This is a genomic window from Streptomyces krungchingensis (assembly GCF_054729265.1).
The window spans coordinates 7,054,427-7,076,221 of the sequence record NZ_JBPUKY010000001.1 but is presented as its reverse complement, the minus strand read 5'-3'; the positions used below and the strand labels follow the sequence as shown (position 1 = coordinate 7,076,221).

The 21,795-nt window shown below is 68.8% G+C and carries 16 protein-coding genes, 1 tRNA gene and 3 pseudogenes; 4 read left to right on the top strand and 16 right to left on the bottom strand.

The features are described from left to right. Positions 1-3: 3 nt before the first annotated feature. The 4 genes from ACSYGO_RS31120 to ACSYGO_RS31105 form a co-directional block, all read right to left on the bottom strand. Positions 4-1,296, bottom strand: a complete 1,293-nt coding sequence (locus ACSYGO_RS31120) for a homoserine dehydrogenase (protein WP_345650257.1) — start codon at positions 1,294-1,296, stop codon at positions 4-6. A gap of 228 nt (positions 1,297-1,524) precedes the next feature. Beyond that, on the bottom strand, positions 1,525-2,916 hold the full coding sequence (gene lysA, locus ACSYGO_RS31115) for a diaminopimelate decarboxylase (protein WP_426682084.1): 1,392 nt from the start codon (positions 2,914-2,916) through the stop codon (positions 1,525-1,527). Positions 2,917-2,950: 34 nt separating this feature from the next. Beyond that, positions 2,951-4,156: an ArgS-related anticodon-binding protein NrtL gene (nrtL, locus tag ACSYGO_RS31110; RefSeq protein WP_460388456.1), complete on the bottom strand. Its 1,206-nt coding sequence runs from the start codon at positions 4,154-4,156 to the stop codon at positions 2,951-2,953. A 450-nt stretch (positions 4,157-4,606) separates the two neighbouring features. Beyond that, a complete protein-coding gene (locus ACSYGO_RS31105) occupies positions 4,607-5,254 on the bottom strand; it encodes a response regulator (protein ID WP_460388454.1) in 648 nt (215 codons plus the stop codon). A gap of 165 nt (positions 5,255-5,419) precedes the next feature. Between ACSYGO_RS31105 and ACSYGO_RS31100 the strand changes: the two genes are divergently transcribed. Next, positions 5,420-5,491: transfer RNA gene (locus ACSYGO_RS31100), tRNA-Arg, on the top strand. Positions 5,492-5,743: 252 nt separating this feature from the next. Here the strand turns inward: ACSYGO_RS31100 and ACSYGO_RS31095 are convergent. From ACSYGO_RS31095 to ACSYGO_RS31085, 3 genes and pseudogenes are all read right to left on the bottom strand, one after another. Further along, positions 5,744-5,878 (bottom strand): annotated as a pseudogene (locus ACSYGO_RS31095) (IS5/IS1182 family transposase); the annotation flags it as partial. Between the two features lie 35 nt (positions 5,879-5,913). Continuing rightward, positions 5,914-6,666 (bottom strand): annotated as a pseudogene (locus ACSYGO_RS31090) (transposase). Between the two features lie 333 nt (positions 6,667-6,999). Then, on the bottom strand, positions 7,000-7,203 hold the full coding sequence (locus tag ACSYGO_RS31085) for a hypothetical protein (protein WP_263212631.1): 204 nt from the start codon (positions 7,201-7,203) through the stop codon (positions 7,000-7,002). A 298-nt stretch (positions 7,204-7,501) separates the two neighbouring features. Here ACSYGO_RS31085 and ACSYGO_RS31080 point away from each other — a divergent pair, with 298 nt between their 5' ends. After that, the gene (locus ACSYGO_RS31080) at positions 7,502-7,954 is read left to right on the top strand and encodes a S26 family signal peptidase (protein ID WP_263212629.1); all 453 of its coding nucleotides are present in this window, start codon (positions 7,502-7,504) and stop codon (positions 7,952-7,954) included. 29 nt (positions 7,955-7,983) lie between these two features. Beyond that, positions 7,984-9,858 (top strand): AfsR/SARP family transcriptional regulator, encoded by a 1,875-nt coding sequence (locus ACSYGO_RS31075; RefSeq protein ID WP_460388452.1) that lies wholly within the window; start codon positions 7,984-7,986, stop codon positions 9,856-9,858. Here ACSYGO_RS31075 and ACSYGO_RS31070 read toward each other — a convergent pair. The 5 genes from ACSYGO_RS31070 to ACSYGO_RS31050 all read right to left on the bottom strand — a co-directional run bounded on the left by ACSYGO_RS31070 (position 9,839) and on the right by ACSYGO_RS31050 (position 15,026). Next, positions 9,839-11,818 carry an ABC transporter ATP-binding protein gene (locus tag ACSYGO_RS31070; RefSeq protein WP_460388450.1) on the bottom strand — a complete coding sequence of 660 codons (1,980 nt, stop codon included), beginning with the start codon at positions 11,816-11,818 and terminating at the stop codon, positions 9,839-9,841. The two genes, ACSYGO_RS31075 and ACSYGO_RS31070, sit on opposite strands and share 20 nt — an antisense overlap. Before the next feature lie 2 nt (positions 11,819-11,820). Further along, positions 11,821-12,324 carry a TlpA family protein disulfide reductase gene (locus ACSYGO_RS31065; protein ID WP_031104389.1) on the bottom strand — a complete coding sequence of 168 codons (504 nt, stop codon included), beginning with the start codon at positions 12,322-12,324 and terminating at the stop codon, positions 11,821-11,823. A 10-nt stretch (positions 12,325-12,334) separates the two neighbouring features. Then, on the bottom strand, positions 12,335-12,907 hold the full coding sequence (locus ACSYGO_RS31060) for a MauE/DoxX family redox-associated membrane protein (RefSeq protein ID WP_051853465.1): 573 nt from the start codon (positions 12,905-12,907) through the stop codon (positions 12,335-12,337). A gap of 81 nt (positions 12,908-12,988) precedes the next feature. Next, positions 12,989-13,186, bottom strand: a complete 198-nt coding sequence (locus ACSYGO_RS31055; RefSeq protein WP_031104392.1) for a hypothetical protein — start codon at positions 13,184-13,186, stop codon at positions 12,989-12,991. A gap of 232 nt (positions 13,187-13,418) precedes the next feature. Then, complete coding sequence (locus ACSYGO_RS31050) at positions 13,419-15,026, bottom strand: ISL3 family transposase (RefSeq protein ID WP_460388448.1); 1,608 nt, start codon at positions 15,024-15,026, stop codon at positions 13,419-13,421. A 451-nt stretch (positions 15,027-15,477) separates the two neighbouring features. Between ACSYGO_RS31050 and ACSYGO_RS31045 the strand changes: the two genes are divergently transcribed. Further along, a complete protein-coding gene (locus ACSYGO_RS31045) occupies positions 15,478-15,972 on the top strand; it encodes a hypothetical protein (RefSeq protein WP_460388446.1) in 495 nt (164 codons plus the stop codon). 584 nt (positions 15,973-16,556) lie between these two features. On the opposite strand, the pseudogene ACSYGO_RS31040 reads toward ACSYGO_RS31045, so the two are convergent. The 4 genes and pseudogenes from ACSYGO_RS31040 to ACSYGO_RS31025 all read right to left on the bottom strand — a co-directional run. Beyond that, positions 16,557-16,697, bottom strand: a pseudogene (locus tag ACSYGO_RS31040) (transposase); the annotation flags it as partial. Between the two features lie 148 nt (positions 16,698-16,845). Further along, positions 16,846-19,845, bottom strand: coding sequence for a P-loop NTPase fold protein (locus ACSYGO_RS31035; protein WP_460388444.1), 3,000 nt, complete (start codon positions 19,843-19,845; stop codon positions 16,846-16,848). 421 nt (positions 19,846-20,266) lie between these two features. Next, a complete protein-coding gene (locus ACSYGO_RS31030) occupies positions 20,267-20,710 on the bottom strand; it encodes an ATP-binding protein (protein WP_460388442.1) in 444 nt (147 codons plus the stop codon). Between the two features lie 289 nt (positions 20,711-20,999). Then, a complete protein-coding gene (locus ACSYGO_RS31025; protein ID WP_460388440.1) occupies positions 21,000-21,740 on the bottom strand; it encodes a GntR family transcriptional regulator in 741 nt (246 codons plus the stop codon). Positions 21,741-21,795 lie beyond the last annotated feature (55 nt).

Sequence of the window (21,795 nt, the reverse complement as noted above, 5' to 3'; positions counted from 1 at the left end):
TGGTTACTCTCCTTCAACCCGCATGATGCTGGCGACACCCCGCACGGTGTCGAGGCTGCGCAGCGCCTCGACGGTCCCGGTGAGGGACGCGTCGGACGCACGGTGGGTGACGACGACGAGGGAGGCCTCGCCGTCCTTGCCCTGCTGGCGAACCGTATCGATCGACACACCGTGCTCGGCGAAGACGGTGGCGACCTGGGCGAGAACACCCGGCTTGTCGGCCACATCGAGGCTGATGTGGTAGCGGGTGACGACGTCGCCCATGGGCGAGACCGGCAGCGCGGCGTATGCGGACTCACCCGGTCCGGTCGCGCCGTTGAGCTTGTTGCGGCACACGGCGACCAGGTCGCCGAGGACCGCGGAGGCCGTGGGGGCGCCGCCCGCACCCGGCCCGTAGAACATGAGCTGCCCGGCCGCGTCGGACTCGACGAACACGGCGTTGTACGCGCCGCGCACGGAGGCGAGGGGGTGACTCAGCGGAATCATCGCGGGGTGCACGCGCGCGGTGACCGACCCGCCGTCGGCGGCCCGCTCGCAGATGGCGAGCAGCTTGATGGTGCAGCCCATCTCCTTCGCCGAGGCGAAGTCCGCGGCGGTGACCTCGGTCATGCCCTCGCGGTAGACGTCGTCGAGGCGCACGCGCGTGTGGAAGGCGATCCCGGCGAGGATGGCGGCCTTGGCGGCCGCGTCGAACCCCTCGACGTCGGCGGTCGGGTCGGCCTCGGCGTACCCGAGCGCGGTGGCCTCGTCGAGGGCCTCCTGGTAGCCGGCGCCGGTGGAGTCCATCTTGTCGAGGATGAAGTTCGTCGTGCCGTTGACGATGCCCATCACGCGGTTGATCTTGTCGCCGGCGAGGGACTCGCGCAGCGGGCGGATCAGCGGGATGGCACCGGCGACGGCGGCCTCGTAGTAGAGGTCCCTGCCGTGCTCGTCGGCCGCGGCGTGCAGAGCCGCGCCGTCCTGGGCGAGGAGCGCCTTGTTCGCGGAGACGACGGAGGCACCGTGCTCGAAGGCGGTGGTGATGAGCGTACGGGCGGGCTCGATGCCGCCGATGACCTCGACGACGACGTCGAGGTCCCCGCGTTTGACGAGCGCGGTGGCGTCCGTGGTGACCAGCTCGGGCGCGATGCCCTCCCGGACCTTCGAGGGGCGCCGGACGGCGACACCCGCGAGCTCGACCGGGGCTCCGATCCTGGCGGCGAGATCGTCGGCGTGCGTCGTCATGATGCGCGCCACCTCTGAGCCGACAACCCCACAGCCCAGCAGCGCCACCTTCAGCGGACGCGTACGCATCATCCGACCTCGTTTCCTCATACCGTTCTCGGTTCGACCAGTCTCACTCACCGGACTGGAGTTTCTATCCATCGTCCGGATCGTGAGACGTCTATTTCATTTTTCCGGCGGCGGACCGCAGGAGATCTTCCGCCGCAGGTCAAGCTTCTCAGCCGGCGTCCCCCGATGTCGGCCGAGTTCCCGGACAGGCCACCGCTCGGCCGACATCACCGACACCGGTTCGAACGCCGCTCAGCCCACGTCGAGGCGCAGCAGGTCCTCCTCCGTCTCGCGCCGCACGATCACCCGGGCCGCCCCGTCCTGCACGGCGACGACCGGCGGGCGCAGCGCGTGGTTGTAGTTGCTGGCCATGGAACGGCAGTACGCCCCGGTCGCCGGCACCGCGATGAGATCGCCCGGAGCCAGGTCGGAGGGCAGGAAGGCGTCCTTCACGACGATGTCGCCGCTCTCGCAGTGCTTGCCGACGACACGGGCGAGCATCGGGTCGGCGTCCGAGGTGCGCGACACCAGCGCGACGCTGTACTCGGCGTCGTACAGCGCCGTACGGATGTTGTCGGACATGCCCCCGTCCACCGAGACGTACGTACGCAGCCCGTCGAGGGGCTTGATCGTGCCGACCTCGTAGAGCGTGAAGGCGGTCGGGCCCACGATCGCCCGGCCCGGCTCCACCGAGATCCGAGGCGTCTGAAGCCTCGCGGCCTCGCACTCCCGCGTCACGATCTCGCTCAGCGCCTTGGCGATCTCGTGCGGCTCGCGCGGGTCGTCCTCACTGGTGTACGCGATACCGAGACCGCCGCCGAGGTCGATCTCGGGCAGCTCGATGCCGTGCTCGTCACGGACGGCGGCGAGCAGCCCCACCACGCGCCGGGCCGCGACCTCGAAGCCCGCCATGTCGAAGATCTGCGAACCGATGTGGCTGTGGATCCCGACGAGTTCCAGGCCGTCCAGATTCAGGGCCCGGCGCACCGCCTCCGCGGCCTGCCCGTCGGCGAGCGCGATGCCGAACTTCTGGTCCTCGTGCGCCGTGGCGATGAACTCGTGGGTGTGCGCCTCGACGCCCACGGTGACACGGATCTGCACCCGCTGCCGCTTGCCGAGCGACTGCGCCATGTGCGAGACCCGCACGATCTCCTGGAAGGAGTCGAGGACGATGCGCCCGACCCCGGCCTCGATCGCCGCGCGGATCTCGGTCTCCGACTTGTTGTTGCCGTGGAAGGCGATGCGGTCGGCGGGCATGCCGGCCGAGAGCGCGGTGGCCAGCTCGCCGCCCGAGCACACGTCGAGGTTGAGGCCCTCCTCGTGCAGCCAGCGCACGACGGCACGCGACAGGAAGGCCTTCCCCGCGTAGAAGACGTCGGCGTCGTGCCCGAACGCGGTACGCCAGGCACGGGCGCGCTCCCGGAAGTCGGCCTCGTCCAGGAAGTAGGCGGGCGTGCCGAACTCCTCGGCGAGCCGGGTGACTTCGATACCGCCGACACTGACGACCCCGTCGGCCGTACGGGTCACGGTGTGGGACCAGACCTTCGGGTCGAGGGCGTTGAGGTCGGCGGGCGGCGCGGTGTAGTGGCCCTCGGGAAGCACATCGGCGTGACGGGGCCCGGCGGGGTGTGCGGAACGGCTCATCTCAGGTGTCGGCTTTCTGCGGTGTCTGAGGCAGTCAGAGGTGGTCGGGTGCGCTGATGCCGAGCAGGGACAGGCCGCCGGCCAGCACCGTCCCGGCGGCGTCGGCGAGCGCCAGCCGGGCGCGGTGGGCGGCCATGGGTTTCTCGTCGCCGAGCGGCAGCACGGTGTGCTGGACGGCGAGCAGGGCATCGGCGGTGACGACGAGGTGCCGGGCGAGCCGGTCGGGGGTGCGGTCGGTCGCGGCGACGCGCAGGGCGTGCGGGTACTCGGCGAGGGCGCCGAGCAGGTCCCCGGCCCGGTCCAGGTCGTGTACGTCGCCGGGGGCGCCGGTGTAGCCGAGCGCCGCGGCGTTGCGAAGCAGGGCCCGGGTGCGGGCGTGGGCGTAACGGACCCGGAAGAGAGGGTTGCTCTCGCGCTGGACGAGGTGGTCCGCGCTGATCCGGGGCCGGTCGTGCGGTGCCGGGTGCAGCAGGGCCCAGCGGGCGGCGTCCGCACCGAGCGGAGCGGGGTCCTCCGGGGCGGGCACGGGGCGCAGGTTCACCGGGGCGGCGTGGTGGTGCACCTCGGCGTGCCGCACCTCGGCGCGACCGGTCGGGGTGCCGACGGCGTGACCGTTCTGGGTGGCGATGACACGGCCGCCCTGGGGGGCGACGCCACGACCATCCTGGGCGGCGATGACACGACCGCCCTGGGGGGCGACGCCACGACCGTCCGGGGTGCCGGCGATCCGTGCCCGGTCCTCCGGTGCGGGCACCGGTCGCAGGTTCACCCGCTCGACGTGGCGTACCTCGGCGCGACCGCCCTGGGTGGCGACGATCCGCACCAGCGCGTCGGCGACGACCTCGGCACGGGTGTCGAACGGCACGCGCAGCTCGACGACCTGTCCGGCGAGGGCGTCACCGTGTCCGTACTCGGCGCCCCGTGCCAGCACGTCCGCCACCAGGGCGGCGGAGGCCTCGCGGCCGAGGCTGATGTTCAGGAAACCGGGCCCGGTGATCTCGACGCCCGCGACGCCGGGCGCGCCGCCGATGTGCGGCCGCAGGATCTCGGCGACCTGCCGCGCGGGCCGCCCGGCGGGCCGCGCGAGCTGCAACGCGACGTTGGTCGCGTAGTCCCCGCACCCCCCGGGCCCCGGCACCGTCACCACGACCCGTGCGGGCACGGCCACATTCAGCTCCCCCGAATCGACAGCACGCCGCACCGCGCACAGCACGGTCCGGGACAGCTCGACGGGGGTCACGGGACAAGCGTATGGGAGGAGGGGGGTGGGGAGGCTAATGGGTTTGGGGTGGGGTCCGGGATGTGGACGGGGTGGGGGTTAGGGGTCGGGGGTGGGGGTGGGGGTCGGGTGCGGTCTCGGGGTGGGGGCGGGTGCCCGCGGCGGGGCGGGGGCTGTGCCCGGCGGGGGTATCGGTGTGGTCGTGGGGCGAGGAGGCTGAGGGCCTGCAGCGGCTGGGGCTGGCGCCGGGATCTTGGCTCTACGGGCAGGCTGGTGGGGCTGGGGTCCTCGGTTGACCGGAGCCACCGCAGCCACCGCAGCCACGGGAGCCACGGGAGCTACGGGAGCTACGGGAGCTACGGGAGCTACCGACGACGATCAGGACGACGGCGCTGATCAGGTGAGGGTGCCGAGCAGGAAGAGCGGCACTGATCAGGGCGGGACGCTGATCAGAACAACAGGCGCCCTCGGTCAGTGCCCGGCGCGTCCGGCGCGCTCGGTTTCGTCGAGGCCGAGGCCGGCGTCGGGCCCGCTGCCCGTCCCGAAGGCGTCGTCGAAGCGACGCCCGCCGAAGGGATCCGCGTCGAAAGAGGAGTCCTCGAAGGACGGGTCGGGTGAGGCGCCCTCACGACCACCGCCCGCAGTCCCCTCGTGGCTCCCCACACTCATGGCACGCTCGCGGTCGGGCTCACGTCGGTCCATCAACTGCCGGACGACCCGTACGAGTTCGGAGGGTTCGAACGGCTTCGCGAGGAAGGCGTCGACGCCGACGTCGAGGCCGCTGTCGACCTCGTGCTGGGTGCAGGCGCTCACGATGGCGAGGGGCACGTTCCGCGTGCGCGGGTCGGCACGGAGACGGGCGGCGGTCCGGAGTCCGTCGAGCCGGGGCATCACGACGTCGAGGGTGACGACATCGGGCTGCACCTGATGGATGACGTCCAGGCATTCGGCACCGTCGGCCGCGGTCACGACCTCGAGACCCTCCAGTTCGAGGTTGACCCTGATCAGCTGCCGGATGACCTTGTTGTCGTCCACAACAAGCACCCGGCCGGACGCGCCTGGCACAACTCGAGAGTAGGTCCGCGCCCACCGCCGCGTCCGGGTTTTCCCGACTTCCACCCCTGCGGGACCCGCACCGCTCCCCCAGCCAGCCCTCCCGGACACCCCCGGCCTGCCCACCCGACCCCTCACAACACGACGCCTCCGACCACCAAAACCCGTGGCAATCACCCCCGAAAGAGCTGGTAGGGTTCTACCCGTCGCCGCGAACACCGCGCCCGACACGCCCCCGTAGCTCAGGGGATAGAGCAACGGCCTCCGGAGCCGTGTGCGCAGGTTCGAATCCTGCCGGGGGCACCCTGTATGAGGTGCCCAAAGACCCCGTCACCAGCGGAAACGCTGAGGCCGGGGTCTTCGCGTATGTGCAGACGAGTGCAGCCCGAAGCGGCTTCATGTCAGGGTCTATGGACGAGGCGTGGACGGGATCTTGAGGCATTGCCGCAGGTGAGCCCCGCCAAAGCAACGCGACCCCGGACGAGCGCGGGGCCGCATCGCGAAGCGGTATCGGCCCCCCTTGAGTCTGTCCCGTCAATAATCTCGCGGCTGACCCCAGGCCCAGCCTCGCCCCACCGCGTCGCCACCCTCGCACCGCAGTGCGGCAACCAGCCTGGTGAACTGCCGCGGGCCGAGCCCGGTGAACGGGGTTGTCCAGGGCGACTCCGGCACCGTGATCACGCCAGCCATCCCAAGATCGTGGCATCAATCTTCACTGAGCTTCTTCAGCATTGCCGCTCCAGGGTGAGGATGGCTTTGGCGATTGACGTCATGCGGTTTGGGCTGCATCGGGATCTGCGGAAGATCCGCCAGGACTTCAGTCGTGCGACGCCGCGTTCGACCGATGCCCGTGTCGCGGCCAGGGCTCGGTTGACGGTCTTCTCGGTGAGGGTGAGTTCTTGCAGGGGTCTGCGTTTGATGCCCGTGGTCAGCCAAGGGCCGCCGCCCTGGTAGGCGAGGTCGGCCAGGACGGGAACGCCCTGGCGCTCGCAGATGCGGATGATCCGGTGTGTACGGGCAGCGGTCAGGTCGTGAGCTCGGCCCGGCAGGGCGGGTGACAGCCACAGCAGCCGGCCGTCCGGGTCGGTGACCACCTACACGTTCACTCCGTGTCGGCGGTGCTTGGCCGAGTAGTCGGCCCGTCCGTCGCCGATCCGGTCGCACTCGGCGAGCGTGCCGTCCAGCAGGACGAAGTCCACATCGGCCTCGCGCAGGACCTTCAGCAGACCTGGCGCTCGTTCGGCGAGCAGGTGGATGACTGCGCTGGTGTAGGCGTGAGCGGTGGACTCGCTGATCCCGAACCCAGCAGCGATCTTCGCCAGGGTCGTGTGTTCGCGCAGGTACACCACCAGTGCCACCGTCGCGCGTTGGGACGGGCGGAGCTTGCACCGCCGGTCACCCTCGCGGGTGACGAGAAGCATGGTGACCCACTCCACGAGCGCATGGGGCAGGTCGAGTGCGGCAGGATAGATGACCAACGAGGCCCCCGAGCAGCGTGGTTGAGACGTCAGACATCTCGATCAACAGCTCGGGGGCCTCGCTCGTTGCGGTTCATCGACCGTCACCTGATCGGTGGCCAGCTCGAAGAACCTCACCGACTGCAAGATCTGTCAGAGCGGTCGCCCCAGGGGCAGCAGGGCATCCTCTGGCAGACCGTCCTTCAGGAGCGGGAAGCTTCTCTCGGGGTCCTGAAGGACGCCGCCGCCGTCCCCCGGCAGCGGGTGCGGGACGACGGCTGAGCGGCCTCCGGACGAACAGCGCGCCGATCGGGCCGCGGACGGCGCGTCCGCGGCCCGATCGCCATGTCACCGTCAGGCCGACGGCCGGCAGGGCGAGCTGAGGTAGCAGGTGCCGCAGGAGGTGTAGCCACCGACCACATGGCAGATCTGCCGGTAGTAGAAGCTGTTGCGCTGGCTGCAGTAGCAGATCTTCTCGAAGGTGGTGTCCGCCTGGGCCACGGCCTTGGGCACGAGCCTGCCCAGAATCTTGTCGCCCATCGTCCCCATGAATCCCATCACTGCCGTTTCCTTTCGAGTACGCACTGCCGGAAGAAGCAGATTCGACCGTAGCAACGGCAGATACGGCGCTTCGTACAGTTCGGATACAGCGAGCGGAAGAGACCGGTCCGCAAACCGTGTCCAGCGAACCGCCCGATACACCCATAGCCACCCAACTTCCACGCGAATTGCAAAGGGGGCGAACAGGGCGCGACGCACCCCCGGGTTTCCCGCGAGGGCAAGAAGAAATACATTGACAGGCAATACGGCGGGCGGGCACGATCACACCGACCGGCGGAACCCACGGGGGGTGTCTGTGCCTGTTCTGTTGATTGCCGTTGGGTTCCTTGTCGGCCTCGCCGGCGCCGTCCTTGCCGCGCTCCGCATACGCGGCCGATACACCGTGGTCACCGTGGAAGGCACCAGCATGGCGCCGACGCTTTCGCCCGGCGACCGGGTGGTGGTGGAACGCCGCACCGTCGACCAGGTGCGGACCGGGGACATCGTCGTACTGCAGCCCCCGCGAAGGACGGGCGACTACGAACCGCTGAGCGACCGCGCATGGAACATCAAGCGGGCCGCCGCGCTTCCCGGGGACCGTATTCCGGAAGGAATACCGGGAGGCGGAGACCTCACCGAGGTCCCGGACGGGCGGCTGGTGGTGCTCGGCGATAATCCGGACAGTATTGATTCCCGTCATCGGGGATTTTTCGAGGCCGACCGGATCATGGGCGTAGCGGTCCGCCGACTGGGCGGCAGTGCTTTGTAAAAATCACATACCGGGGGACAGCCACAAGCATGACCGTCGAGTTCCGGGCCCTCGGCCCGCTGGAAATCGTGGACGGTGGCCAGACCGTCCGTATAGCCGCTGACAAACAGCGCACCATTCTCGCGATGCTGGTCGCCCACCGGGGCGGCGTCGTCTCCGTGCCCGCCCTCGTGGAAGAACTCTGGGGCGGCACCCCGCCCCGGTCGGCGGTGCCCAATCTGCGCACGTATGTGATGCAGTTGCGCCGGCTCCTGCCGCCCGCCGCGGACGGCACGCACCCCCGGCTGATCACGTCCCGCTCCGGCTACGCGCTCCGGACGGACGACGGCGAGACCGACATCGCCCGCTTCGAGGCCCTCGTCGAGCGGGCACGGCAGGCGGCGGCCGGGCACGACCTGGCGGGGGCCACCCGCGCACTGGGCGGCGCCCTGGCACTCTGGCACGGGGCGCCACTGGAGAACGTCGTCAAAGGACCCGCCCTGGAGGGCATCGCGGCGGACCTCACCCAGCGGTACCTGAGCGCGATCGAGGCACAGGCGGACGTGGAACTCGCGCGCGGTACCGGGGCGGCCGTGGTCGACACCCTGCGCCGGGCCGTGCGCCGGCATCCCCTGCGCGAACGGCTGCGCAGCCGCCTGATGCTCGCCCTGCACCACAGCGGCGACACGGCCGGCGCGCTCGCCGCCTTCACCGACGCCCGCGAAACGCTGCGCAACGAACTCGGCCTGGACCCGGGGCCGGAGCTGTGCCGCACCCAACAGGCCGTGCTGCGCCGGGAACCGGATCCGATGTCCGTCCCGGAGGTCACCGCTCTGACGACGGCGCGGCCCGCGCACCCGGCCACCGGTACGGTGCCGCGCCAGCTCCCCCGGGCTCCCGGGCCGTTCACCGGACGGGCGCACGAGACGTCCCTGGTGCGGGACGCCCTGCGCACCCGGGACGGGACGACCGCCGGGGCGCCGGTCGTGGTACTGCACGGGCCGGCCGGACGCGGGAAGTCGGCGCTGGCCCTGCACGTCGCCCACCGGGCCGCCGCGGACTACCCCGACGGCCAGCTCTACGTCGATCTCGACAGCCCGCGGGCCGGCGCCGGCCCCCTGACCCCGGTCACCGTGCTGCGCCACTTCCTCCGCTCGCTCGGCATGCCCAGGGCGGACGTGCCGACCGCCCTCTCCGAGGTCTCGGCCTACTACCAGTCCATGGTCGCGGGCCGGCGCGTCCTCGTGGTCGTCGACAACGCCTTCCACCGCGGCCAAGTCCTTCCGCTGCTGCCCGCAGGCCCGGGGTGCGCGGTGCTGGTCACGAGCCGGAGCGTCCTGCCCGCGCTGGACGCGGTGCATGTGCCGGTGGACCCCCTGGACGAAACGAACTCCGTCCGCCTGCTGTCCCTGCTGGCCGGGGACCCGCGCGTCACCGCGGAGCCCCGGGCGGCGCGGGAGATCGCACGGCTCTGCCACGGAAACCCCCTCGCGCTCAGCATCGCGGGCGCCCGCTGCGCCGGCCGCCCGCAGGGGAGCCTCGCCGGACTCGCCGCCCGGCTGCGCGACCCGGCGCGCACTCTCGACGAATTACGGGTCGCCGACCTGACGATGCGCTCGTCGTACGCCAGGAGCTACCGGGAGCTGTCGGCCCACGACCCCGAACACCGCGCCGCCGCACGGGCGTTCCGCCGGCTGTGCACCCTCGAGGCGCCCTTCAGCGCGACGCGCGCCGCCGAGGCCATCGGCGCCGCCCTGCCGGCCACCGAGCGGGCCCTGGACTGCCTGGTGACCGTCGGGCTGCTCACTCCGGTGGCGCGCGAGGGGTTCCGGATGCCTGATCTCGCGGGCCTGTACGCGAGAGAGCTCGCCGCCCGCGACCAGGTCCGCTACAGGGAGCCGGTGCTCAGCCGATCGGCGATATGACCGCGTGCGACGGCTCCGCCGCCGGTGCCCCGGGCCGGTCCGCCACGTCCGGACGAGCCGGTGCGTCCGGGGCCTGCGGTGCGTCCGGGGCGTCCACGGCCTCGGGTGCGTCCGGGGCGCGATAGCCCTCGGCCTGGATGGCGAACAGACGCGCGTACTCGCCCTCCCCGGCCATGAGCTGCTCGTGCGTTCCCCTTTCCACGATCCGGCCGCCCTCCAGCACGACGATCGCGTCCGCCTCTCGGACCGCGCCGAGCCGGTGGGAGACGAGCAGGCTGGTGCGCCCCGCCCGGTGTTTGCGCAGCCGGGCGTGGATCTCCGCCTCCGCCTGGGCGTCCAGGCCGGCACTGGGCTCGTCCAGGATCAGCAGGTCCCGGTCGTCGCGCAGCAGGGTGCGGGCGAGCGCCAGCCGCTGCCACTGGCCGCCGGAGAGCACGACCCCGGACTGCGGGTCGTCCTCGGCCTGGTCGGCGAATATGCGGCTGAGCATGGTGTCGTAGCCACGGGGCAGCCGCTCCACGGTGCCGTCGGCATCGGCGAGCCGGGCGGCCTCGCGCAGTCGCGGGCGGTCGTCGAGCGCCTGGAGTTCCCCGACGCCGATGTTCTCCGCCGCCGTCAGGTCGTAACACATGTAGTCCTGGAACAACACGCCTATACGACGGCGCAGTTCGGCCGGCGGCACGTCGCGGATGTCCACTCCGTCCCAGTAGATCGCCCCTTGGGTCGGATCGTAGAAACGGCAGAGCAGTTTGATCAGGGTGCTTTTCCCCGCGCCGTTCAGCCCGACGAGGGCGACCGCGGTTCCGTGCGGGACGGTCAGGTCGACGCCCTGGAGAATCCACGGATGGTCCTCGGCGTACCGGAACCAGACGCCGCGCAGTTCGATGCCCCGGCGCAGGGCCGGCAGTCGCCCCGAAGGGTCCGCCGACGGCAGGTCGTCGGGGAGCGACATCACCTTGTCGTGGTACCCGAAGACGAGCAGCGCCTCGTGCGCCATCGCGACGTTGTCCACCAGACCGGTCAGGGCGGCCTGGGTACCGGCCACGGCGGCGACGAACGCCGTCACGTCGCCCACGCTCAGGGCCCCGGTCGTGGCGGCCCGCACCGCCCACACGAGTCCCAGTCCCGCGACCACCGTGGACAGCAGCGCGAGGAGGGACTGCGTCCGCGCCTCCTGGCGGTCGAGCCGCTGTTCGCCCTCCTGCCGGATCGCGAGCTCCGTGAGCATGCGCCCCTTGAGGAAGTCGCCGAGGCCGAACAGCCGGGTCTCCATCGCGCTGCGGACGTCGGTGAGAAGCAGCGAGTAGAAGACCTGGCGGCGGACCGCGGGGGAGACTCCCGCGAGCATGCCGACCCTGCGCCGGGACAGGGAGAGCCGCGCGAGGAGCGCGGGGACGGCGGCCACCGTGACGAGTGCGGCCATCGACGGGCTCAGCAGCGCCAGCGTCCCGAGCAGGCTCACGAGCGTGATGACGTTGCGCGCGGTGTCGAACAGGCCCGTGGTGACGGGGCCGAGCCCGCCCCCGGACGCCTGCATGGCCATGTTGAGGTCGTTACGGAACCCGGGGTTCTCGAACCGGGACAGCCCCTGGAGCCGGTTGACGGCGCCGTACAGGCGGTCCTGCATCAAGCGGTCCAGCCGGCGGCCCAGTTCGTTCTGCAGGTAACCGCTCAGGTGCGGCAGCACACCGGCCGCGAGGCCCACGGCGGCCAGGCCCGCCGCCAACTCCAGCATGTGTTCCGGTCGTCCGCCGGCCAGGTCGTCCACGACGAGTTTCGTCAGCCATGCCGTGGCGGTGGGCAGCAGGCCGAGGACGACGGTGACGAGCGAGTACGCCAGCGCGTGCCACGGTCCCGCCCGCCAGCACATCGACCAGGCGACCCCGAGGTGCCGCACGGTCCGCCTCGGCCCCGCCGTGACCGCCCGCCCGGCGGGCCCGGCCTGCGGTCCGTTCTCCACGCTCACGCCGCCGGGGCCGGCTCGGGCAGCTCGGCCAGCTCGGTGGACGCCTGCACCACGGAGCCCTCCCCGTCGACCAGGACGAAGGTGGGGAAGGCCTGGATGCCCATGTCGTCGGCCACGGCGTGGGCGTCCTCACCCCGGATCACCGCCGCGTCCGGACCCACCGCGGCGACCAGCTCGTCGGCGCGCGCCCCGTCGCCCGACACCACCGCCAGCGCCCCGTACCGGCGGGCCCGGACGGCGAACTTCGGCGCGTGGTCGTGGCAGGTGTCGCACTGCGCGTCGAAGAAGGCCACGAGGGTGGCGCCGGATGCCCGGGCGGCTTCCGGAAGCCGGTGGCCCACCAGCATGCCCGGGTCGTACGAGGAGAAGCCGGGCCGACCCGCCAGCCGTTCGAGTTCCGCGGTGTGCTCGCGCAGCCGGCGCAGCACCGCGAAGGTGAGGAGCAGGTCGAACAGGCACAGCACACCGACCAGGACGACGGCGGCAATCAGAAAAGGCATGAAGGGGACCTCACTTGTGGACGGCGCGTGGACGGGCGGCGACCGGGGCTGGCCGGCCGGTGCGGAAGAGGGCGGCCAGGTCGTCGAGCCGGGCGACCAGCAGGGCCGCGACGATCGCCGCGACCGCCGCGACCGCGCCGCCGCCGGCGTGAGCCGGCCATCCGGCAGCGGGCAGCGCGGTCATCACCGCGAAGCCGGCCGCGCCCGTTCCGGCCAGGATCAGGTTGCGGACCACGTGCAGCGGTCCCAGCGGAGTGGCCGATGCTCCGAAGCAACGGCACGGGGCGCGGCGTCCGCCGCGCAGTGCCACCACGATGCCCGCGGTGAAGGCGAGCAGCAGGAGCACCGCGGCCGCCAGCCCCAGGGGCGCCGTTCGCGGGGGCACGAGCAGCAGAAGTACCGCGACTTCTCCGGCGATCACCGCAGCGGCCGCCGCCCTCGACACCTTCCGGGGAAAGAGCCGCAGGTCAGTGATCGACCGGGCGAACGAGGCGAAGGCGGTCCTGCTGCGCACCTTTCCGGCGAGCGCCAGCAGAAAGACACCGAACAAGAGAATCCGGCATGCGAAAGCAACGTAGGTCATGCGCGAAGTCCTCGTATGTGGGGCACGGGAGCGGACGGCCCGGACGCGTGCCAGCGCCGCCCGCCCCGCACTCGTGTTCTGTCAGCAGCCGATGTAGCGGACGTTCTCGCACTTTCCGCACGAGGTCCGTCCGCCCACCACGTGACACAGGCGGTAGATCTTGCGCCAGTCGGCGGTGCAGTAGCAGTACTCCCACCAGCTGGTGTCCGCGGACGCGGACGCCTTCGGCACGAAACGCTCGAGCACCCGGTCGGCGACCTTGCTCAATGACGGCATCATGAGTTCCCCTCCTCCTTTCGGCAGACGGTACGCACGCGCCATAGACCGGCCCGTACAGCGGACATACAGCGGCCGCCGGGCCCGCGCCGGTACGGGAGTCCCGGGCGGGGCCCGGGGCCGGCTCCTCAGCTTCCGGCCGGGGGCGCCTGTCGGCGACGCTTGAATTGTGGTTCTGGATCACTTTCAGTGCAGGAGCCACGGAGGGTCACCGAACCCGTGATCATGAACGGCCTCATGCCGCGAGGAGGACACGCTTGCGCAGGAGGTCGAAGTTGGCGCGGCCGAACATCTGGCGCTTCAGCATCTTGATCTTGTTGTTGTGGCCTTGGACAGCGCCGGAGCTGTAGCGCAGGCTCAGGCCAGCAACGACGGCGTCGAGGTCCTGGCCGAGACCGTTGACGAAACTGTGCAGGGCGGGCAGGTCGTCGGCCTGGACGCGGTCGATCCACTGGCCGAGGTGCCGGCCTTCCCGGTTGTTCATCAACTCGGCGAACGCCCGGATGTGTTGGGCGGTCTGCTCCAGCTCCGGGCAGCGGGCCAGGACGGCTTTGAGTTGCTGGGCCTGGTCGTCGTCGAGGCGGTCGGGGTGCCGGGTGATCCAGCTGGTCACGTCCCGCACCCAGGGATTCCTGCGGGGCGGATCGTCGTGAGGGAAGGCTTCGCGGAGCTTTCGCACGTACTCCTTGACGACGCTCTCGCCGCCTTCGTATCCGCGCTCGCGGAGCTCCTCGAACAGACCGCGGGCCGTGGTGCAGCCCTCGCTCCACCGTTGGTGCAGGTAAGGCTTGTAGGCATCGAGGATGCTCGTGCGGCCCGTCCACCGTCCGACGAGGAGTTCATCCGCGGTCGCCGCGTGGGCGAGGCGGCGGACGGTATTACGTGCCAGTCCCAACTGCCGGGCGATAACGCGCAGTCCGATGCCCTGACCAAGTAGGTCGTGGACGGCCTCGTGCTGATTGCGGACCCGGTCAGAGAGACGGCCGGACCGCCGAGGCCCGGCCGCAGCGCCGGGTGCTGGCTCTGCCACGTCCGGGACCGCGACGGCCTGGGAGCTGTTCTCCTGCGGTTCGCGCAGCAGGGCACGGTGGCGGACGACGGCCTTCTCCGCGGCCTCGGCGAGGTTCTTCCAGATGTGCCACCGGTCCGCGACCTGGATGGCGTTGGGGGCGCCGAGCCGTCCGGCCTCGGCGAAGGCGAGGGAACGGTCGCGGCAGATCACCTCGACACCGGGATGGTCGGCCAGCCACTTGGCCACCGTCGACACGTTCCGGTCGGGCAACAGATCCACCGGGCGCCTGGTCTCGACATCCACCAGCACGGTGGCATAAACATGCCCCTTGCGCAGCGCGAACTCGTCCACCCCGAGCACCCTCGGCGTGTGCGGTGCCGGTTCGGGCAGCGCCCGTATCAGGCGCAGCAGCGTGGAACGGCTCGCCGGAACCGCGAGCGTGTCCACCAGCCGGGCCCCCGCCCGGCCGGCCAGCATCAGCGCCAGTTTCTCCAACACCACCTGCAGACCGGCACTGCGCCGACCATAGCGGAAGGTCAGCCCGCTGACCTGCTCTGCGAAGGTCCCCTGCGGACACGCGCCCTCACCGCAGCGGAACCGACGGACCTGTAACTCGATCACCACCCGGCGGTGCCCGACCGCACTGTCCGCAAGGCGGCGTACATACCGGCTGTGCACCCGCGCGGACCTCACCCCGCAGCCAGAACACCCGGCCCGCTCCGCAGTCGCCCGGGCCCGCACAACCACCAACTCGCCTTCCACCACTACGTTTTCGATCCGAATACCATCGACCCGGTGAAACCACAGGCCCTCAAGGAAGACGTCACCCACGGCCGTTCATGATCACGGGTTCGGTGACCCTCCGTGGCTCCTGCACTGAAAGTGATCCAGAACCACTTTTCAGCCGTCGCCGACATTGGGAGTCGTAGCGGCCCTCGCGCGGCCATCCTCTCGCCAGATTCGCCCACGCAGCCAGCTGGAGACAGCGAACAACCTGGTCACTGTGCCTTGGCTCATGCCTTTTGGGCGGTCTTGAAAACCGACGCTGCTTGAGCAAGAAGGACCACTCTTCGGGCGCCCCTGCATCCGGGGAGCTGCCGGCGGACGGCGATTGTGGCGGGGCCGGGCACAGGGAGGCTCGTAGTAGGCGTTCCGAGAACGGTGAGCTGCGGACTGCTGGGGCATTGCCCTGGATTCGGCGCGCTGTTGACGAGGCACCGGTTGTGCAGATGCGAGCCGGGCAGAATCACCGATGTCGTGAAGGCCGGTGCAGGGGAGTTGTATGCGTGCGGAAACGGTCATTGCCGTTGCGGCGACGGTGATAGCGCTCGGCTCGCTCTGGGTCTCCCATTCGCAAGGCAGGGCAACCCGTCTGCACAACCGGCAGTCGGTCCGGCCCATCTTGCAGATACGGCGCATCCACGAGGACGGCAGGGTTGGGCTCCAGGTGATCAACGCCGGGCTCGGTCCTGCCATTGTCACGGACACAGTGGTCAGGCTGAACGGTGAGGTCGTGGGCAGGTGGGACCGCGACGTCAAGAGCCGAATCTTCGCGGCCTCGGACTGGCCCATGACGTATTCGCTGCGGCAGGGGGCTGTGGTCCTCAATGGTGAGCAGACTTTTCTCGTACGGTACGACTCCGACGTCCCGGACCGACTAGAACGTTTCTGGGACCTCGTCAGCAGTCGTCTGGCGATCGACGTCCATTATGAGTCCGTGTATGGCGGTGAGCGGTTCATTGTCTCGTCGCTGCCCCGGGGTGACCAGGCCCGGTAGTTGGACCCCTGGAAGCCGATCGCGCGCTGAGACCATATCCATAGGCTCTGACAACGGGCCTGCCACTGATCGACCGTTAGGCGCAGTCATTCCGCCTCGCACCACAGCCGCATTAGTTCGAGCGGGGAACAGCGGGGAATCACGGGCGACGGAGGCACCGCCGACGACGCCGCAGTCCAGGCGTTCGACCAGGTCAGCAACCAACCCGGCCGCGAATCACGGTAGCTTCCCCAGCTGACGGCTTCTCTCTGATGACCTGCGCAAGGAGGCCAGCCTCACCGCGCGTGCTGGTCTGCCGCTTCGTCCGGGCTGCGGCGCTGGGGCGCCCGTCCCGCCGAGAGCAGACCACGACTCGGCGAGGCACCCTGCACAGCAGAGAGCCCAGCGCATAAGCCGTCCGGGGAGCGGTGGCGTACGGTGCCACGCTGGCCGGTAGTGGGAGCCTGCTCGAACCGCGAGCGACCTGCCTCTGAGGCAAAGTGGTCAGGAAGCCGACGTGTTGGGGCGGGCCGCCCGCCTTGCTTCATACGGCAGAGTCTCGGTCTGTATCGGCTTCTCCGCCGCGGCCCGATTTAGACGTCGTTTCACTTGGTGAGTCGGCGGTGATTGATGAGGCTGGTGGCGATGGCGGTGAAGGCCAGGAAGTGCTCGGGCTTGCGTTCGTAGCGTCGGTGGAGCCGACGGCATCCGCCGAGCCAGGACATGGTGCGCTCGACCACCCAGCGTAATCAGCTCGGCCAGTACCAGAGCCGCTTCGGGCTGGACGCTGCCAAGGCGCACCACGCCGTCACCCCAGACGTTCACGTTTGCTGTGAGGCCCGGAAGGATCGACTCCAGCTCCAGAGCCCTCCAGCATTATAGGCCGCTCCACCTTTAGTGGTTGGGGGCGGTACCAGGAGAGTGGGTGTAGAAACTGAATCGCGATAGGCGTGGGATCCAGGATCGGTAAGCAACCAAGTCCGGTGGAATGAGTTCCTGCTGTTCCGCCGTAAGACTACTGATCGGCCCATCCAGGAGATCGGCAAGGCCGTGCCGGAAACGGCGGCTTGCAGGTACCTCAATATCGGAAGGAAGCCCCTCACGGAGAAGGCTGACCAGACTATTTGCACCGCCGTCGTGATCGAGAACGCGCGCGTAGAAAGTGCGAGCATATTCAGGGGCTGATACGAGGACGAGTAGGAGGACCTGCACCGCTGAGAAATCTGGAGGGCGGCCTGTCTCTGAGTGGGGACCAGTGAATTTAGGCAGATCGTCATCGGGGATTCCGATTCGGATCAGCCGGTACAGGTTGGTGAGCTTCTTCGCTGCGCGTGGTGTCGGAGTGAGCCCAGCAAAGGAGGCAAGCAGCTCAGCTTCTTCACGCCTCAGCCGCAGGCTGACCGGTTGCAGGTCAAGCCCTGGCTGGCTCTGCTCGGCGACGATCGGTCCCAATTCGTCCAGCAATTGAGTCGAGTAGCCTTCCGGATCCGACGATGCGTTGTCATCCCCTGTTGACATAGGTGCTTGGGGCGGTGTCGGCTCTCGATCCTCGCCAGCAGCTTCATCGTCGGTGTGGGCCGAGAGGAGTTGCCGAGCGTATGTGCGAGCAGTTTCACTGTTGAAAGCTGCGACGGCGAAAGGAATCTGGAAGATCTTGTCCAAGTAATTCAACGGAGTGGCAAGGTCATCGCCTTCATCACCGTCATCGGTACCGAAATACTCTCGATGGTGGGCGCGGAGTGCGCGGAGCAACCAGCGCGGGTCAACTGCAACGACCACAACGAACAGCGGGAGCGACAACATGAGATGAACAGCCTCAAGAACCTCAACGACCCGCGCGGGCGGGCATCTGTCCAAATCATCTACGTAGAGCACAATCCGTTGGAGCGGAGGCTCGCCCGTGGGAGCGTCACGCCACTGACGGTGTGCAGCGTCTAGATCTTCTCCAAGCTGCGCCAAATCGCGGTGCACCTCGCCCAGAAGCCCTCGGCGCTGGCGGTAGCCGCTCGGTCCGGCACGGTCGTTAATGAGTTGCTCGAGTCGATGGGCTGCATCGATCTCGGCAAGCCGCCCGTTGAGAACAGCGGCCTCGGCCTTGAGTACCTCACGACGCTGCTCAGCAGTCGTTCGCAAGCTCTTGGCAGTTCTTTCCGCTTCGGCCCGCCAGTGCCGCAGTCGTGCGAGAGCCACAGCAACCGGGGTCGCGACGATACCAAGCAGACCTCCCAGAGACGCCCACATCGGTTGGCTCCAGCGCATTAGGAGCGCGATCGCCACGAGAACTGCAACCCAGCTGGCAACGACCACCACCCGGGCGCGAGCATCACGCGCCAGGCTCTTACCAACCTCCGCCGCCAGTCTGGCCACGGCGCGCGGACTGCCCCAGCCGCCCACTGACCGCGCGGGGGTTCCTCGAGACTGGTCCAACAGACGATCGAGTCTGTCTTCCTCGTCCGCAAGTTCTCCCCGGCGCTCCCTCAGTCGGTGGCGTTCAGCCTGTTCACCGCCTGCGGTCGTCGCCGAGATTGAGTCAGGGGTGCGCAGTTCTCGGAAGAGGTGTTCGATCATGCCAGTCCACACCTCGCCGTCGCAGTAGTGCCAGGCGTTGAAACTCACCTGGCGCACATGCGCATTGAATGCGCTGTCATTGCCGAGCGATTGGTCGGCAAGTTGCTGTACGTGGGAGGCAATCTGCAACATCAGGCTCGATTTTCCCGCCCCCCAAGCGCCCAGTAGGGCAATCGCAAGTGGAGGTTGTGTGCCGCGCGCTCCGATCAATTCAGCGAGCACAGCGGCATCTGCGCCGTCGCCCAGCAGGTCCGACCTACTTGGAGCGTCGCTGCCCAAACCTGCGAGCGGCCGCCCCGCGCCACGCAACCTTCCCAAGCCGCTAGCAACATGCTGGTCCCACCGACGCAACAACTCATGTGCACCCGCTAAAAATTGGACGACCCTGCCCTGACTAGCCTGTTCTACAGCTTGCGCGAGCCGAGGGTCGCTCTCAGCCAAATTCGCGAGAGTCACCAGATCAGTCTCGGTGAACGCGGAGGGCACGTGCACGGTGTGGCCGTCTAGCAAGGCGCGGGCTTGGGCATGGGAGTCATTCGCGCTGCGGATAGAAGGTTGGGCACTCAGAGCGGCAAGATGCGAGGGCCAGACAGTGCCCAGAATCAATACTGGTGCCCTGCTGTGGTCGTAGAGCAGGGAACGCAGTTCAGCCGCAACTCGCTCACCGTGGTCAGATGATGTGCTCAGGTACTCCTGAGTTTCGTCGAGCCAGACCACGGTCCGAGGTCCGACCTGCGAAATTCCCTCCAGAACGGCCTCAGTGCGGGTAGGGGCAAAAGGGTGCCAAAGTCGCCAACTGCTGGGCAGTTGCCTAATCGCTTCCCAGCACGCCCGAGTCTTGCCTGTACACGATTCTCCTACGAGCACCACCAGCTGGCTCACCCCGCCAACAGCATCTGCAACCGTCTGCCGCAGCACAATGTCGTGATCGCGAATGACATAGACGGGCAGAGCTGATACGCCTGCACCGTCAGCCACGAGGCCGGGATCGAATGCCCGATGCACTTGAAGGGCGAATGGATCTGAGATTTCGGCAAGCGGCCTGCCGGCGGGAACTGCCATACGAGCCTTGACCCACAAGCTGCGCACACGTGCCGCCACATCATCGGCGTCCCAGGCCGCCATACGGGCAAGCACGATGGCGGTCGACACGACGTCGACCTGACGGGCTGGAAGGTCCGGTTCGCTGATGGAACGACGGATAGAGTCTCGACCCGGCGCTGCGGCAAGGTGATCGTCGTCTGCTACTGCAGAAGCGATGGCATCGAGAGAAGGCGCGCCTGCCGCCACGTACAGCTCGTAGAGAAGATCTTTCAGCTCCCTCAACGGCCCCGGTCCCAACCGTGGTCGCTGTAGTCCTCGTGCGTGTCTTCTTGGACCGTCCCCCGAGTCGCCACTCATCCGGACCATCCTCCCCCAACTCGTCCTCGGCGGAGCATAGAACGCTTGGATCGAAGACCGCTGGCCCATCTGAGTCTGCACACCACGTGCCGATGCGGTGGTTTCCTCCTCGGCAGCCCCTACTCGAGCTATCCCCCTCTACTTCTAGGGTCTTTGCGATCTTCACGTTGGCGGCTCCCTCCTGGCCACCGATGCAACCGTGATAGCGCCGGTGAATCACTTCAGGCGAGTTACCGACACGAAGTGCCACCTCAGCAATCGGCGCTCCTGCGTTCGACCACCGGATTGGGGACTGGGCGGTCCGACATCGCTGCGGACTCGGCGGCACTACTGCCTCGGAACGGCTTCACGGCTTCCAGGCTTCATCGATCTGGAACCACACGACGGTTCCACCGAAGCGGCTGGGGCCGGCTGCCCAGGAGTCCGCAAGCGCGTCCACCAGGCAGAGACCCCTGCCATGCGCGTCGTTGGCGGCGGGGGTTCGCAGTCGAACGTCCGCCGGGAACCCAGGATTGTGGACGTCGACCCGCAGGGCCTCCCCCAGGCGCGACCACTCCACTCGAACGCGCCACGGCTCTTCGGCCTCCCCGTAGAGAACCGCGTTCGTCACCAGCTCGGAGAGCATCAGGACACAGTCGTCGATCGGGCAGGCCAGGTTGTACGGGGCGGTGAACTTCCGGAACCATCGCCTCGCCCGAGCGACTGACTCGGGCACGGGATAGAGGGTCATCCCCCCGATCGGCGATGCTCCGCCTACCGCGGTTTTGGACTCTTCACGCGGATCCGCCATGAGCGCCACTACTCCCTACCGGTGCCGTCACAGTCGAGACAGCGCCGCTTGGACGTAGCACGGGCGCGAGCGTCAGCGACGGAGAGCGCCAGGGCGGAGCGGGAGCTCACGCGCTTCCAGCCTCGCCCCCGGCACCCACGGCAGACCGCATCCCGCGAGACGTGCCGTAACTCCCCGCACTCCTGGCTCACGCCCATGCCCCTTCCGGTCAAGTGGCCTTAGCCACTTACTGGATAGTGGCATTAGCCACTCGAAGCCACAAGCGGTTCACCGAGAGAAGCGCGACTTTCTAGCTGATCGGGTAGCCCTGCTCGAAGGCCCAACGCCCAGGCGGGTACGTGGCCTCGGCGAACTCGAGAGGCCGATCCTGCATGTCATAGACCACGTGATGGACGATCAAGACAGCCGCACCGGACTCAAGTTCGAGGTCAGCGGCCTCGTCCTCGGTGGCCAGCCGAGCGCACATCCGATCTTCGGCGTAGCTCCCTTGGCGCCCCGTGGCACTCTCGACGTACATGAGCGTCCCCTCCTGAATCCGGTCAGGATCACAGAGCTTGGGGGCCCGCTCACCGACATCAGCGCCGAACCACGAGGTGGAGATGGTGATGGGCCCCGACTCGTTCTTGGTCACACGACGACGATGAACAGCTCGGGCTCCACCCGTCAGACTCAGCGCCTCAGCCACATAGTCGGGGGCCTCCAGCCAACCGGCGGAGGTGATCACCGCGTACTCACCCGGCGTGTAGATCTTGCCGGTCTGCTTGGCGCGGCCGTAGAGCTCCCGGGCACGCCGGTTCACCGCGAGACCGCGCACGTAGGTGCCCGAGCCCTGACGCTTCTCCACCAGCCCCTGGTGGCTGAGGGCTTCCAGCGACCTCGCCGCCGTGGGGCGTGAAACGCTCCAGTCGGCGGCCAGTTGACGCTCCGACGGAACCTCATCACCAGGCCTCAAGTCGCCTCGCAAGATCTGATCGCGGATGTGGTGTGCGATCTGGAGGTACTTGGGCTGGGTCTCTTCGATCTGCGGCATCGGAACCCCTCCCTAAGTGGCTATTACCAGTAGCCACTATAGGGTGAGTGGCCAG